The following is a 13821-nucleotide window of genomic DNA, read 5'->3' on the forward strand; positions in this document are numbered from 1 at the left end:
GTCTAGAGCGCCATCCGTCGCTGTGATTGGGGGGCGTCGCCGAGCGCCTGCGCGGCCATCGCGACGCAGGCCTGGAAGACGGCGAGGTCGCCCAGAGGGAGCGGTCGCCCGTCAGGCGGCGAGACGAAGCCGCCCAGGGCCTCCGTCAGCATGAGATTGTCGAACCCGCCGAAGTCCTCGATCGCCATGCCGTCCGGCGTGGCGCGCTCTGAGTAGGAACGCGGCTCGTTCGAATAGGCGAAGACCGGCTTGCCGATCGCGAAGGCGGCGCCGACCTCGAAGGCGGTGCCGACATCGGCGCTGACGCCGCGGAACGGCGTGAGGTTCGCCAGCACGAGGTCGCAGGATCGGATCAGCCCGATGTTGGCGGCGAAGATCCGCCGCGCGGCCGCCCCGCCCTCGCCGACCACGGAATCGTCGATGGGATAAAGCCCCTCGAACCGGTGAGCCCGGCAGATCGCCTTCTTGCGCGCGCCGATCTCGACGGCGTCGGGCAGGAAGACCTCGGGTCCGGCGAGATAGGCCTTCATGGCGTCACGCGTACTGCGCCACGCCGTCGCCGAACGACCAGTTCTCCTTCGGCACGTCGATCAGATTGATCAGCACGTTGCGCGGCTCGACGCCGGCGCCGGATTCGAGGTTGTCGGCGATCGCCTTGTAGAGCGCCTGTTTCTGCTCGACGGTGCGGGTGTTGTTCGCGGTGATCTGCACGATCACCAGCCGGTCGTCGCGGGCGATGTCGAGATAGCTCGGATCGTAGATGAAGGTCGCCGCGTCGTGCTCGTGGATCAGCACGAAGTTGTCCTTCTCCGGGATCTTGAACGCCTCGCGCAGCGCCTCGTAGACCCCGGTCGCAAGCGCCTGCTTGTAGATGTCGGTTTCGCCGGTGCGGATCGAGATGCGGACGAGGGGCATTGTTCGCCTCTTGGTTTGGATTTCGGACCGGCGTCACGCCAGCATGGAGATCGGTTTTTCGATCAGCTTCTTGATCTCCGCGATCAGTGTGGCGCCCAGCGCGCCGTCGACCGCGCGGTGGTCGCAGGTGAGCGTCAGACTCATCACGGTCGCGATCTTGATGTCCGAGCCCTTCACGACCGGCCGCTTCTCGCCGCCGCCGACCGCGAGGATCGTCGAATGAGGCGGGTTGATAACGGCGGTGAAGTCCTTCACCCCGTACATGCCGAGGTTTGAGACCGCCGTCGTGCCGCCCTGATACTCTTCGGGCTTGAGCTTGCGGTCGCGGGCGCGGGCCGCGAGGTCCTTCATCTCGAGGGCGATGGCCGAGAGCGTCTTGCTCTCGACCGCGCGGATGATCGGCGTGATGAGCCCGTTGTTCGGCAACGCCACCGCGACGCCGACGTCGGCGTGCTTGTGGCGGAGCATCGCGCCTTCGGTCCAGGTGACGTTGGCGGCGGGAACGCGCGCCAGCGCGACCCCGAGCGCCTTCACCACGATGTCGTTCACCGACACCTTCCAGGCGGGTTTGCCGTCCTTCTCCGGCGCCGCGGCGTTCACCTGCTCGCGCAGACTGAGCAGATCGTCGATCACGCAGTCCGCGGTGACGTAGAACTGGGGCACGGTCTGCCGCGCCTCCGTCATCCGGCGCGCGATGGTCTTGCGCATGCCGTCGTGCGGGATCTCCTCGAACGAGCCTTCGGGGAAAAGCTTTCTGAGCGCTTCGTCCGAGGCTCCGGCGGGCGCTGCTGCGGGCGCAGCCGTCTTCGCGCCGCCCGAGGCCCTGGCTGCGTCGACGTCCGCCTTGACGATGCGGCCGTGGGGACCGGAGCCCGAGATCGCGTTCAGCTCGATCCCGGCCTCCTTTGCGAGCCGGCGGGCGAGCGGCGAGGCGAAGACGCGCTCGCCCTTGTCGTGCCCGTTCGCGGAGGGTTTTCCCTCGGGCTTCGGCGCCGCATCGCGCTTCGCCTCGCTCGGACGCGGCGCGGGCTTTTCAGCCTTCGGCTCTTCCCCGGGTTCATCCTTGGGCCCGTCCGCCTTGGCGGGCGCCGGCGCAGCCTTGGCCTTCGGCGCCCCGTCGAGAGCGCTCTTGTCCTCGCCCTCCTCCAGAAGGATCGCGATCAGCTCGTTCACGGGCACGTCCGCCGTGCCTTCCGGCACGACGATCTTGCCGACCGTGCCCTCGTCGACCGCCTCGACCTCCATGGTCGCCTTGTCGGTCTCGATCTCGGCGAGGACGTCGCCGGACTTGACGGCGTCGCCCTCCTTCACGAGCCACTTGGCGAGGTTCCCCTTCTCCATCGTGGGGGAAAGCGCGGGCATCAGGATGTTCGTGGGCATGGGCGCTGACCTATTGAACCGCTTGAAGCGAACCGTCGTCGTCGGTCGGTTTGTCCCACTCGGCGTCGAGCATGTCCTTCATCGCGGAGAGCGCGTGCTCCTCGGAGCAGACGCCTTCCGTCTCGAAGACCCGGGCCGCGTGTCGCGCGATATCCGTCAGCAGAATCCCCCAGACGCCGGGATCGTCGAAGCCCCGCTGGAGGGAGACCTGCAGACCGTTGTCGATGACCCAGGCGCGCAGCACCTCGGCCGCGGCCTTGGCGTTATGGGCCTCGGGCGGGATGGCGAGCTGCCGAGGTCCGGCTTTCGTGGCGCTCATCGGTAGCATACCGCCCGCGCCGCCTCGACGACGTCGGCGACGCTCGGCAGCGCGAGCTTCTCGAGGTTGGCGGCGTAAGGCATCGGCACGTCCTTGCCGGACACGCGCGTGACCGGCGCGTCCAGCCAGTCGAAAGCGCGCTCCATGACGCGCGCCGCGATCTCGGCGCCGACTCCGGACTGCGCCCAGCCCTCCTCGACCGTCACGCAGCGGCCGGTCTTCTTGACCGACTCGATGATCGTGTCGGTGTCCATCGGACGGATGGTGCGCAGGTCGATCACCTCGGCCTCGACGCCGTCCTTCGCGAGCTCTTCCGCCGCCTTCAGCGCGTAGCTCACGCCGATCGACCAAGCGACGATCGTCACGTCCTTGCCTGGCCGGGCGATCCTGGCCTTCCCGATCGGCACGACGTAGTCATCGAGCTTCGGCACCGGAAAGGTCTGGCCGTAGAGGATTTCGTTCTCGAGGAAGACGACCGTGTTGTTGTCGCGGATCGCGGCCTTCAGCAGGCCCTTGAAGTCGGCCGCCGTGTAGGGCGCGACCACTGTCAGGCCCGGCACGTTCGAATACCAGGCGGTATAGTCCTGGCTGTGCTGGGCGGCGACACGGGCCGCGGCGCCGTTCGGACCGCGGAACACGATCGAGCAGCCCATCTGCCCGCCGGACATGTAGAGCGTCTTCGCGGCGGAATTGATGATCTGGTCGATCGCCTGCATGGCGAAGTTGAAGGTCATGAATTCGACGATCGGCTTCAGGCCGGCGAGCGCGGCGCCGACGCCGACGCCCGCGAACCCGTGCTCGGTGATCGGCGTGTCGACGACGCGCGCTGCGCCGAACTCCTCGAGAAGCCCCTGGCTGACCTTGTAGGCGCCCTGATACTCCGCGACCTCCTCGCCCATGAGGAAGACGCGGTCGTCGGCGCGCATCTCCTCGGCCATGGCGTCGCGCAGCGCCTCGCGCACCGTCTGCTGGATCATCTCCGTGCCTTCCGGCACGTCGGGCTCCGGAAGCGCTTCGGGCTTCGGAGGAGCGGCGACGGTCGAGCCGGTCGCCTTGGCCTCCTGCGGGGGCTGCTTGCCGCCCGAGGAATCCTTTTTCGCGCCCTCCTCGGCGGATTTCTCCGCGGCGTCTCCGCCGGACTGCGGTTCGTCCGCCGGCTCGGCGTCGGGCTTCGCCTGCTTTTCGCCGCCCTTCGCCGCGCCGTTCTTCAGCGCGCTTTGATCCTCTCCTTCGCCCAGGATCAGCGCGATCGGCGTGTTGACCTTCACGTCGTCGGAGCCTTCCTCGATCAGGATCTTCCCGAGCGTGCCCTCGTCGACCGCCTCGACCTCCATCGTCGCCTTGTCGGTCTCGATCTCGGCGATGACGTCGCCGGACTTCACCGGGTCGCCCTCCTTCTTCAGCCACTTGGCGAGCTTGCCCGCCTCCATGGTCGGCGACAGCGCCGGCATGAGGACTTCGATCGGCATGGGGGACGTCCCTCTTTCTGCAGGCTTCTTGTAGGTCCCGGGAACGCGCCGGAACAGTCGCTTGAACCCCGGGCGCGTCGGATGCGCCCCTCAGGCCTCAGCGCAGGATGTCGGTCCAGAGCTCGGACGGATCCGGCTCTTCGTCGTTGGTCGCGAAGTCCGCGGCTGCGCTGACGAGTTCGCGGACGTCCTTGTCGACAGCCTTGAGGTCGTCCTCGCTCGCCCACTTGTTCTCGATCAGACGCTTGCGCACCTGCTCGATCGGGTCATGCGTGTCACGCATCTTCTGGACCTCGTCCTTCGACCGGTATTTGGCCGGGTCCGACATCGAGTGCCCGCGATAGCGGTAGGTCACCATCTCGAGGATGTACGGCCCCTCCCCGCGCCGGGCATAGGCGATCGCGCGCTCGCCTGCGGCGTGCACGGCGCGCACGTCCATGCCGTCGACCTGCTCGCCCGGAATGTCGAAGCTCGCGCCACGGTGGGAGAGGTTGGTCGTGGAGGACGCCCGCTCCACCGACGTGCCCATGCCGTATTTGTTGTTCTCGATGACGTAGACCACGGGAAGCTTCCACAGCTTCGCCATGTTGAAGCTCTCGTAAACCTGGCCCTGGTTGGACGCGCCGTCGCCGAAATAGACCAGAGCGACCTTGCCGTTCTTCTTGTACTTGTTGGCGAAGCCGAGGCCCGTGCCGAGCGACACCTGCGCGCCGACGATGCCATGGCCGCCATAGAACTGCTTCTCGACGCTGAACATGTGCATCGAGCCGCCCTTGCCCTTGGAGTAGCCGCCCCGGCGCCCCGTAAGCTCGGCCATCACGCCCTTCGGGTCCATCTCGCAGGCGAGCATGTGGCCGTGATCGCGGTAGCCGGTGATGATCTGGTCGCCCGGCTCAACCGCCATCTGCATACCGATGACGACCGCCTCCTGGCCGATATAGAGGTGGCAGAAACCGCCGATCAGCCCCATTCCGTAGAGCTGGCCCGCCTTCTCCTCGAAGCGGCGGATCAGCAGCATCTCGCGATGCGCGTGGAGCTCCTGCTCCTTGGAGAACGTCAGGCCGCCGGATGTCGCGGCGTCGCCGTCCGAAGCCTTCTTCGGCGAAGACGCCTGGCGCGCGCGTTGAGGCTGCGCGGATTTCGAGCCGGCGGTCTTGGCGGCGCGTTTCGACGGCTCTTTCTTGGCGGCTGTGGCTGCCATGTCGATCCCTGGCTTGTTTCCGGCAGTTTCTTATTGCGAAGCTAGCGCGGAGCCACGGCGAAGGCGAGACGCGGCGGCCGCGCGGCCGCTTCACCGTCAGGTGTGCCAGAGATAAGACGAAAGTCGCAAGCCCTTGCGCGGGTTTTTCGCGCGAAGCGCTCAGCGCGTCGTGATCACCCGATCATCGGGATTGATCCAGCCCAGGTCCGCGCGGGCCTGCTCGTCCAGCAGGTCGGGGTCGAGGCGGTCGGTGCTGAGCAGGTCGATCCGGTGCTCGATCGCCGCGCGCTCGGCTTTCAGCGCGTCCAGCTTGGCGCTGAGCGCGGCGATCTCGATCTCGGTGGTGCGGCTCGCGACGAGACCATGCGCGCCGACATAGGCCTGCTGGCCGAAATAGCTCACCGCGCCTGCGGCGATGATCCAGAGGGCGAGCTGAGCGGCGGCCATGCGCCATTTGGTGCGGACGATCATGGGTCTCAACATGGCCTACGCATGGTTACGCAAGCGTTTACGAGGCGCGGCGCAGCTTCTCGCGGACGGACGCGGTGAAGCGCGTGAACCGGGCGTCCGCCCGCTCCATGGAGCGGTTCGACGACGCTTCGCCGGAATCGCCCTGATCCTCGATCCGAAGCCCCGCCCGCACCACCTTGCCGTCGTCCACGCCGCGCACGATGAGGGTGGCGGGTCCGAAATCCGCGACGTCGCCCAACGCCGGCTCGTTCTCGAACCGGCTCGCGAAGATGTCCGCGACGGTGCGCTGGCGATCCTCCGGCGCGACATCGAGACCGTAGAGCTGGGCCAGCATCGCAAGCGCGGTGTCGCCGCGGAGGGGAAATTCTCCGAGCGCGGGGCGCGCCCTCCCCGACTCGCTTGCGGCGAACAGGCCGTCGAGCTGGGCGACGCGCTCGGGCGCGGCGAGAAAATAGGCGTAGTCGCCGGCCTTCAACGCCCCCGCGTCGCCGGGGTCGAGGATCTGGTCGTCGCGCACCACCATGATCGAGCGAGCCCAGCGCGGAATCGAATCGCGGGCGAGGATCGGACAGTTGGGCGTCACGGCGTAGCCGACCATCTCCTGGGCGAGCTGGCCCGGAAGGTCGATCTCGACGCGGTGGACGGCGCGAGCGGTGCGGCGGACGGCGAGGTTGAGGCGCTTGGCGAGCGGCGTGATCGTCCACCCCTGCACGATCAGCGAGACGATCACCACGACGAAGGCGACGTTGAAATAGATCTGGGCGTTCGGAGCCTGGGCGAGCGTCGGGATCGCGGCGAGGAAGATCGAGACCGCGCCGCGCAGGCCGACCCAGCCGACGAACGCCGTCTCCTTGAGCGAGAAGCCGAACGGGAGCAGGCAGGCCGCGACGGCCAGCGGCCGCCCGACGAAGATCAGCAGCGCCGCGATCGCGAGCGACGGCAGCAGCGACGACATCAGCTGCGACGGCGTGACCAGCATGCCCAGCACGATGAACATCACGATCTGGCAAAGCCATGTCACCGTGTCGTGGAACGCGATGATGCTGGGGAGCGCGCGGACCTGCTTGTTCCCGACCACGATTCCCGCGAGGTAGACGGCGAGAAAGCCCGATCCGTGCATGACCGCCGCGAGCGAGAACAGCGCAACGACGAAGGCGATCACGAACAGCGGATGAAGGCCTGACGGCAGGTCGACCCGGTTCAGCACGAAGGCGAGCGCGAAGCCGCCTGCGACGCCCGCCGCTCCGCCGATCACCGCCTCCTGCAGGAAATGGCCGATGATCGAGAGGCCGGCCCCCTCGCCCGGCGACGCGACGAGCCCGACCAGCATGACGGTCAGGAACACCGCGACCGGATCGTTGGTGCTCGATTCGATCTCGAGGGTCGCGTTCACCCGCCGCTGAAGCTGCATGCCGCTGGAGCGGATGAGGAAGAACACCGCCGCGGCGTCCGTCGAGGCGATCGTCGCGCCGACCAGCAATCCCTCGAGCCACTGCAGCTGGAGCGCCCAGGCCGCGAACAGCCCGACGATCCCGCCTGTCAGCAGCACGCCGACGGTCGCGAGCATGACGGCCGGCGCGAGCGCGCCGACCACATGCGACAGCCGCGTCCGCAACCCGCCGTCGAACAGGATGATGGCGAGCGAGATCGAGCCGATGAGGTAGGTCAGCCGGTAGTTGTCGAAGGCGACGCCGCCGGGCCCGTCCTGTCCGGTCAGCATGCCGATGACGAGGAACACCAGCAGCAGCGGAGCGCCGAAGCGCGATGCGACAAGCGACGAAAGGATGCCGACCAGCATCAACGCCGCGCCGAACAGCAGGATCGCGTTGACGATCGCGATGTTGTCCATGTCCACCCGGTATGCGGCGGCCACGGCCCGTCGGGCGCCTGCGCGATCCGCGGGCGTCTTCCGAGCGCCGAAGCCTCAGATTGGAGGCCGGAATTTCACACGAGGAATGGCGCCATATCAAGGCGTGCATCGCCTGAGCGCGCCGATAGCTCCGCGCCGGGCGCCTTTTGGCGCGAGGCCGGCCGGGACCCGCGTCAGCTTCTGGGGAACTCCAGTCCCATCTCCCGATAGCGCTCGGGGTCGTCGCTCCAGTTCTCGCGGACCTTCACGAACAGGAAGAGGTGCACCACCGTGTCGGCGATCTCCGAGATCTCCTTACGGGCCTCGGTCGAGATCTGCTTGATGGTCTGGCCGCCCTTGCCGATCACGATGCGCTTCTGGGTCTCGCGCTCGACGAAGATCGTCTGCTCGATGCGCACCGAGCCGTCGTCGCGGGCCTCCCACTTCTCGGTCTCGACGGTGGACGCATAAGGCAGTTCGTCGTGCAGCCGCGCGAACAGCTTTTCGCGGGTGATCTCTGCCGCCAGCGCGCGGAGCGGCAGGTCGGAGACGTCGTCGGCCGGATAGAGCCAGGGACCGACCGGCATCTCGTCGGCCAGGAAGGTGGTGACGTCCTTCACGCCGTCGCCGTTCAGCGCCGAGATCATGAAGATGCGCTGGAACGAGACCCGCGCCGAGGCCTCCTGGGCGAGCGCCAGCAGAGCGTCGCGGCGGATTAGATCGATCTTGTTCAGCAGCAGGATCTTGCGGCGCGGATTCTCGGCCAGGCGGTCGAGGATCGCGAGGTTTGAATCGTCGAGGCCTTTCCGCGCGTCGATCAACAGCGCGATGACGTCGGCGTCGGCGGCCCCGCCCCAGGCGGTCGAGACCATCGCGCGATCGAGCCTGCGTTTCGGCGCGAAGATGCCCGGCGTGTCGACGAACACGATCTGCGCGCCCTTCTCGATCACCAGCCCGCGCACCAGGGCGCGCGTGGTCTGCACCTTGTGGCTGACGATCGAGACCTTGGTCCCGACCAGCGCGTTGACCAGCGTCGACTTGCCCGCGTTCGGCGCGCCGACGAGGGCGACGAAACCACAGCGCTTCTCGCCTTCGTGGCCGTCTTCGATGTCACCGGTCATTCGCCATCTCCTGCGGCGAGGCCTTCACGAGCCAGCAACTCGAGCGCAGCCGCCTGTTCAGCGATGCGTTTCGAGGCGCCGTCGCCTTCGGCCTCTCCGAATCCTTCGACCGTCACGGAGACGCGAAAATGCGGATTGTGATCCGGTCCCGAACGCGAGACCTCACGATAGCACGGCGTGGCCAGTCCGCGGCCCTGCGCCCATTCCTGCAGCTCGGTCTTCGGATCGCGCAGCGGTCGGCGCGGCGCCAGCATGCGGGCCCGCCAGAACCGGTCGACAAGTTTGAAGGCGGCGTCGAACCCGCCGTCCTGATAGACGGCGCCGATCACCGATTCGCAGATGTCGGACAGGATCGCGGTCTTCTTCCGTCCGCCCGAGCTGGCTTCGCCCGCGCCAAGCCGGATGTGGGGCGCAAGATCCATCGCCTCCGCGACCTCGGCGCAGGCCTCGGCGCGGACGAGTTCGGCAAGGCGCCGCGACAGCTCGCCTTCCGTCGCCTTCGGGAAGGTCTCGATCAGCATCGACGAGATCGCCAAGCCGAGCACCCGGTCGCCAAGAAACTCCAGCCGCTGATAGCTGCCGAGCCGGCCCTCCGCCGAGGTCGCCGCGCTGATATGCGTGAGCGCGCGGTCGAGAAGAGTCCTGTCCGCGAACGCGTGACCGAGCCGCGCCTCGACCTCCGCGTACGCGACTGAGCGGCGTTTCATTCGAGCAGCGTGCCAATCCGCGACCAGCGCACCGTCCACGGCCATTTCCAGATCGCCCAGGCGTGCTCGCCCCGATCGACGGAGAAGAACAGCATTTCGGCCCGGCCGACGAGGTTCTCGACCGGCACGTAGCCGACAGCGGACTGCACGCGGCTGTCGGTCGAGTTGTCGCGGTTGTCGCCCATCATGAACAGGTGCCCCTCGGGGACCTGATAAACAGGCGTGTTGTCGAGGAAGCCGTTGGGGTCCATGTCGAGGACCTCGTAGGAGCGGCCGTTGTCGAGCGTCTCCTTGTAGCGAGGAATATGGCGCGCGGCGCCGCCTTCGCCGTCGACGTAGTCGTTCGGCAGGCGGACCTTCGGCACCGCCTTCTCGTTGATGTAGAGGACGCCGTCGATCATCTGGATGCGGTCGCCCGGCAGGCCGATGACGCGCTTGATGTAATCGGTCCAGCCGTCCTGCGGGACCCAGACCTTGAACACCGCGATGTCGCCGCGCTTCGGCAGGGCGCCGAGCACGCGGCCCGAGAAGATCGGAGGGCTGAAGGGAAGCGAATGGTGGCTGTAGCCGTAGGCGAACTTGTCGACGAACAGGTAGTCGCCGACGAGCAGCGTGTCCTCCATCGAACCGGACGGGATGTTGAAGGGCTGGAAGACCAGCGTACGGATCACGACGGCGATCAGCAGCGCCTGGACGCAGATCTTGATGATCTCGACCACGCCGCCTTCGGAGCCCTGCTTCTTTTCCGTCGTCACGCTCATGGCCGTCCTGTCCAAATCCCGCGCCGGCCAAGCCTCGCGTCGGCGCGTGATAGACCCGGCGGGGGCCCCTTGCAAACGAGGCGTCCCGCCGCGCCGCTCACGCTTTCGGCGACGCGCTGATGACGACGACGGCCGCGGCGAGCGGCTCTTCGTCCGTGAGCGTCAGATCGATGCGGGCTTCGTAGCCGTCCGGCGTCATCTTATCGAGATGGGCCTTGGCGCCCCCAGTCAGGGCGAGGGTCGGGCGCCCCGAGGGCAGGTTCACCACGCCCATGTCGCGCCAGAACGTGCCGTTTCGGAAACCTGTGCCGAGCGCCTTGGCGCAGGCCTCCTTGGCCGCGAAGCGCTTGGCGAGCGTCGCCGCCGGAGCGCCCTTGGCGAAGGCGCGGCGCCGCTCGACGTCGGTGAAGACGCGATCGAGGAAGCGGTCGCCGAACCGCTCCAGCGTGCGCTCGATCCGGCGGATGTCGCAGAGATCGTTACCAATGCCGAGAATCATGCCGCCGCCTTCCGCCGGCCGCGCGCCATCGCGGCCTTCATGAGGGCGATGGTCTCCGGCAAGCCGACGGACAGCGCCTCGCCGATCAGGAAATGGCCAATGTTTAGCTCCGCGATCTCCGGCAGGGCGGCGATGGTCTCCGCGCCGCCGTAGTCGAGCCCGTGGCCGGCGTGAACCTCGAGTCCGAGGCCAGCCGCGAGCGTGGCCCCGGCCCTGAGCCGCGCGAACTCGCGGGCCGCGCGCTCGGTCTGACCGGTGGCCAGCGCCTCGCACCACGAGCCGGTGTGAAGCTCGACGATCGCCGCCCCCATCAGCGCCGCGTGCTCCAGCGCCTCCTCGTCGGGCTCGACGAACAGCGAGACACGAACGCCCGCCGCGCCGAGCTCCTTCACGATCGGCGCGACCTGCGCCTTGTTGCCCACGACGTCGAGGCCGCCCTCGGTGGTGCGCTCCTCGCGCTTCTCGGGCACGAGGCAGGAGGCGTGCGGCTTCACCTTGAGCGCGATCGCGAGCATCTCGGGGGTCGCCGCCATCTCGAGGTTCAGCGGCAGGCCGACCTCGGCCCTGATACGGTCGATGTCGGCGTCGCGGATGTGGCGGCGATCCTCGCGCAGATGCGCGGTGATCCCGTCGGCGCCCGCCTGCGCCGCGATGAGCGCAAGCGTCGTCGGGTCGGGATGCGCGCCGCCCCGCGCGTTTCTGACGGTTGCGACGTGGTCGATGTTCACGCCGAGCCTGATGTGTTCCGCCATGCCGTTCCGCTTTTCTACTTCGGTCGTTATGCGCTCAATCTCAGTATCGGGCGCGGGTCTTCACCTCTCCCCGGCGGGGGACAGGCGAAGACCCGCGCCCGCGTGACCTCTCCAAACTCGTCTTTCTATCCGTTGACGCGCTCGACGTTGCTGACGACGGGCGCCTGCCGCAGGTCCGCGATGATCGCGCCGAGGTGCTTGGCGTCGAACACGCCGAGATCGAAGAAGATGTCGTGGAAATCCGGCGAGCGCGAGATCATGCTGACGTCGTCGATGTTCGCCTCGTAGTTGCTGATGATGTTCGTGATGAGCGCGAGCGAGCCCGGCTCGTTGATCGACGTCACCGTGATCCGTACGGGAAAGCGCTCGCGCTTCGACAGGTCGAGGTCCCAACGCACGTCGAGCCAGCGTTCCGGGTGGTCGTCGAAGTCCTTCAGCGCAGGCGACTGGATCGGGTAGATCGTGATCCCCTGCCCTGGATCAAGGATCCCCACGATGCGGTCCCCAGGCACGGCGCCGCCGTTCGGCGCGAAGCGGACCGGCAGGTCGCCGCGCAGACCGCGGATCGGAAGCGAAGGCCCCTGCCCGTCGGCGGGCTCGACGCCGGGCGCCTTGAAGCGCAGCGCGCCGGCGTGCTCCAGGCCGAACCAGCCATCGGCGGGGGCCGGCACCCCGAGCGACGTCTTCGGCCGCTCGTCCTTCACGTCGGGATAGACCGCGCGCACCACGTCGATCGAGTGCATTTCGCCGCGTCCGACGGCCGCGAGCACGTCCTCGACGGAGACGCGGGCGAGGCGGTGGAGCGAGGCCTTCAGCCGATCCTCGGCGAACGGCTTGCCTGAGCGCTCGAAGGCGCGCTGCACGATCTGGCGGCCCAGCCCGGCATATTGCGCGCGCACCGCGGAGCGCGTCGCGCGCCTGATCGCGGAGCGCGCCTTGCCGGTCACGACCAGGGCCTCCCAGGCGGCCGGAGGCGTCTGCGCCTCGGAGCGGATGATCTCGACCTCGTCGCCGTTCGTCAGCGGCTTGACCAACGACTCCGAGTGGCCGTTGATCTTCGCGCCGACGCATTCGTTGCCGACATTGGTGTGCACGGCGTAGGCGAAGTCGATCGGTGTCGCGCCGCGGGGCAGCGCGATCAGGCGCCCCTTGGGCGTGAAGCAGAACACCTGGTCGTTGAACAGCTCGAGCTTGGTGTGCTCGAGGAACTCCTCCGGGTTGTCGCCCTCCGCCAGCAGCTCGACGGTCCGCCGCAGCCAGCCATAGGCGCGGCTTTCGCGCGCCAGCCCGTCATTGTCGCCGCTGAGGCCGTCCTTGTAGAGCGCATGCGCGGCGATGCCGTATTCGGCGAGCCGCTGCATCGCCTCGGTGCGGATCTGAAGCTCGACGCGCTGGTGGCCGGGGCCGACCACCGTCGTGTGGATCGAGCGGTAGTCGTTCTCCTTCGGCGTCGAGATGTAATCCTTGAACCGACCGGGCACGGTCGGCCACGCCGCGTGAATGGCGCCGAGCGCGCGGTAGCAGTTCGGAACGTCCGAGACGACGATGCGAAAGGCGAAGATGTCCGAGAGCTGCTCGAACGCCACCGACTTTCGCTCCATCTTCCGCCAGATCGAGTAGGGCTTCTTGGAGCGGCCGGTGATCTTCGCCTCGATGCCGCCCGCGGCGAAGCAGTCCTCGAAATTGGTCTGGATCGTCTGGATCGCCTTGACGTTCCGCGCGGCGAGCCGGTTCAGCCGCCCGACGATCGTCTCGTAGGCCTCCGGGAACAATGTCCTGAAGCAGATGTCCTCGAGTTCCTCGCGCAGCGCCTGCATCCCCATGCGCGCCGCGAGCGGCGCGTAGATGTCGAGCGTCTCCTGCGCTATCCGCGCGCGCTTCGAGGCCGGCACGAAGTGCAGCGTGCGCAGATTGTGCAGCCGGTCGGCGAGCTTCACGAGCAGCACGCGCACATCGGCGGCGATCGCGAGCAACAGGCGGCGCAGATTCTCCGCCTGCGCGGCCTCCTTGGTGACGAGATCGAGCCGCTTGAGCTTGGTCAGCCCCTCGACCAGCGACCCGATCTGCTCGCCGAACAGCGCGTCGATCTCGCCGCGCGTGGTGTCGGTGTCCTCGATCGTGTCGTGCAGCAGCGCTGCGACGATCGTCGCGTCGTCCAGCCGCAGATCGGTCAGGATCGCCGCGACCTCGAGCGGATGCGAGAAATACGGGTCCCCGGACGCGCGCAGCTGCTGGCCGTGCGCCTTCATGGCGTAGACGTAGGCGCGGTTGAGCAGCGCCTCGTTGGCGTTCGGATTGTACGCCTTGACGCGCTCGACGAGCTCGTATTGCCGCATCATGTGGCGAATGCCGGGGGTTCACTGCGCTGGATTCGCTC

Annotated in this window: 14 protein-coding genes; all 14 read right to left on the reverse strand. The window is 67.8% G+C overall.

The genetic code is table 11. The annotated features are described in order from the left end of the window. Positions 1–2: 2 nt before the first annotated feature. The 14 genes from PKE75_RS05705 to PKE75_RS05770 all read right to left on the reverse strand — a co-directional run bounded on the left by PKE75_RS05705 (position 3) and on the right by PKE75_RS05770 (position 13783). Positions 3–530 (reverse strand): nucleoside 2-deoxyribosyltransferase, encoded by a 528-nt coding sequence (locus tag PKE75_RS05705; RefSeq protein WP_271167740.1) that lies wholly within the window; start codon positions 528–530, stop codon positions 3–5. Between the two features lie 4 nt (positions 531–534). Next, complete coding sequence (locus PKE75_RS05710) at positions 535–915, reverse strand: tautomerase family protein (RefSeq protein WP_271167741.1); 381 nt, start codon at positions 913–915, stop codon at positions 535–537. Between the two features lie 33 nt (positions 916–948). Next, positions 949–2295: a pyruvate dehydrogenase complex dihydrolipoamide acetyltransferase gene (locus tag PKE75_RS05715; RefSeq protein ID WP_271167742.1), complete on the reverse strand. Its 1347-nt coding sequence runs from the start codon at positions 2293–2295 to the stop codon at positions 949–951. Between the two features lie 10 nt (positions 2296–2305). Continuing rightward, the gene (locus PKE75_RS05720) at positions 2306–2614 is read right to left on the reverse strand and encodes a DUF5076 domain-containing protein (RefSeq protein ID WP_271167743.1); all 309 of its coding nucleotides are present in this window, start codon (positions 2612–2614) and stop codon (positions 2306–2308) included. Next, positions 2611–4083 (reverse strand): pyruvate dehydrogenase complex E1 component subunit beta, encoded by a 1473-nt coding sequence (locus PKE75_RS05725; protein ID WP_271167744.1) that lies wholly within the window; start codon positions 4081–4083, stop codon positions 2611–2613. The genes PKE75_RS05720 and PKE75_RS05725 overlap by 4 nt, the downstream gene beginning before the upstream one ends. A 97-nt stretch (positions 4084–4180) precedes the next feature. Continuing rightward, positions 4181–5284: a pyruvate dehydrogenase (acetyl-transferring) E1 component subunit alpha gene (gene pdhA / locus PKE75_RS05730; protein ID WP_271167745.1), complete on the reverse strand. Its 1104-nt coding sequence runs from the start codon at positions 5282–5284 to the stop codon at positions 4181–4183. 159 nt (positions 5285–5443) lie between these two features. Further along, positions 5444–5767 (reverse strand): FtsB family cell division protein, encoded by a 324-nt coding sequence (locus PKE75_RS05735; RefSeq protein WP_271167746.1) that lies wholly within the window; start codon positions 5765–5767, stop codon positions 5444–5446. A gap of 25 nt (positions 5768–5792) precedes the next feature. Then, positions 5793–7628 carry a potassium/proton antiporter gene (locus PKE75_RS05740; RefSeq protein WP_271167747.1) on the reverse strand — a complete coding sequence of 612 codons (1836 nt, stop codon included), beginning with the start codon at positions 7626–7628 and terminating at the stop codon, positions 5793–5795. A gap of 170 nt (positions 7629–7798) precedes the next feature. After that, a complete protein-coding gene (gene era, locus PKE75_RS05745; RefSeq protein WP_271167748.1) occupies positions 7799–8725 on the reverse strand; it encodes a GTPase Era in 927 nt (308 codons plus the stop codon). Next, on the reverse strand, positions 8722–9432 hold the full coding sequence (gene rnc, locus PKE75_RS05750) for a ribonuclease III (RefSeq protein WP_271167749.1): 711 nt from the start codon (positions 9430–9432) through the stop codon (positions 8722–8724). Before rnc ends, era begins: the two co-directional genes overlap by 4 nt. Further along, positions 9429–10193, reverse strand: a complete 765-nt coding sequence (gene lepB / locus PKE75_RS05755) for a signal peptidase I (protein WP_271167750.1) — start codon at positions 10191–10193, stop codon at positions 9429–9431. Before lepB ends, rnc begins: the two co-directional genes overlap by 4 nt. A 97-nt stretch (positions 10194–10290) precedes the next feature. Beyond that, positions 10291–10692, reverse strand: a complete 402-nt coding sequence (gene acpS, locus PKE75_RS05760) for a holo-ACP synthase (RefSeq protein ID WP_271167751.1) — start codon at positions 10690–10692, stop codon at positions 10291–10293. Continuing rightward, on the reverse strand, positions 10689–11444 hold the full coding sequence (locus PKE75_RS05765) for a pyridoxine 5'-phosphate synthase (protein WP_271167752.1): 756 nt from the start codon (positions 11442–11444) through the stop codon (positions 10689–10691). The genes acpS and PKE75_RS05765 overlap by 4 nt, the downstream gene beginning before the upstream one ends. Before the next feature lie 125 nt (positions 11445–11569). Next, complete coding sequence (locus PKE75_RS05770) at positions 11570–13783, reverse strand: RelA/SpoT family protein (RefSeq protein WP_271167753.1); 2214 nt, start codon at positions 13781–13783, stop codon at positions 11570–11572. Positions 13784–13821: the final 38 nt, after the last annotated feature.

Source organism: Hansschlegelia plantiphila, assembly GCF_027922265.1.
Lineage (GTDB): Bacteria > Pseudomonadota > Alphaproteobacteria > Rhizobiales > Methylopilaceae > Methylopila > Methylopila plantiphila.

Coding starts and splice junctions, on each gene's coding strand:
- PKE75_RS05770 (WP_271167753.1), bottom strand. CDS start 13,783: ATGATGCGGCAATACGAGCTCGTCGAGCGCGTCAAGGCGTACAATCCG.
- PKE75_RS05765 (WP_271167752.1), bottom strand. CDS start 11,444: ATGGCGGAACACATCAGGCTCGGCGTGAACATCGACCACGTCGCAACC.
- acpS (WP_271167751.1), bottom strand. CDS start 10,692: ATGATTCTCGGCATTGGTAACGATCTCTGCGACATCCGCCGGATCGAG.
- era (WP_271167748.1), bottom strand. CDS start 8,725: ATGACCGGTGACATCGAAGACGGCCACGAAGGCGAGAAGCGCTGTGGT.
- PKE75_RS05725 (WP_271167744.1), bottom strand. CDS start 4,083: ATGCCGATCGAAGTCCTCATGCCGGCGCTGTCGCCGACCATGGAGGCG.
- PKE75_RS05715 (WP_271167742.1), bottom strand. CDS start 2,295: ATGCCCACGAACATCCTGATGCCCGCGCTTTCCCCCACGATGGAGAAG.
- lepB (WP_271167750.1), bottom strand. CDS start 10,193: ATGAGCGTGACGACGGAAAAGAAGCAGGGCTCCGAAGGCGGCGTGGTC.
- rnc (WP_271167749.1), bottom strand. CDS start 9,432: ATGAAACGCCGCTCAGTCGCGTACGCGGAGGTCGAGGCGCGGCTCGGT.
- pdhA (WP_271167745.1), bottom strand. CDS start 5,284: ATGGCAGCCACAGCCGCCAAGAAAGAGCCGTCGAAACGCGCCGCCAAG.
- PKE75_RS05705 (WP_271167740.1), bottom strand. CDS start 530: ATGAAGGCCTATCTCGCCGGACCCGAGGTCTTCCTGCCCGACGCCGTC.
- PKE75_RS05720 (WP_271167743.1), bottom strand. CDS start 2,614: ATGAGCGCCACGAAAGCCGGACCTCGGCAGCTCGCCATCCCGCCCGAG.
- PKE75_RS05710 (WP_271167741.1), bottom strand. CDS start 915: ATGCCCCTCGTCCGCATCTCGATCCGCACCGGCGAAACCGACATCTAC.
- PKE75_RS05735 (WP_271167746.1), bottom strand. CDS start 5,767: ATGTTGAGACCCATGATCGTCCGCACCAAATGGCGCATGGCCGCCGCT.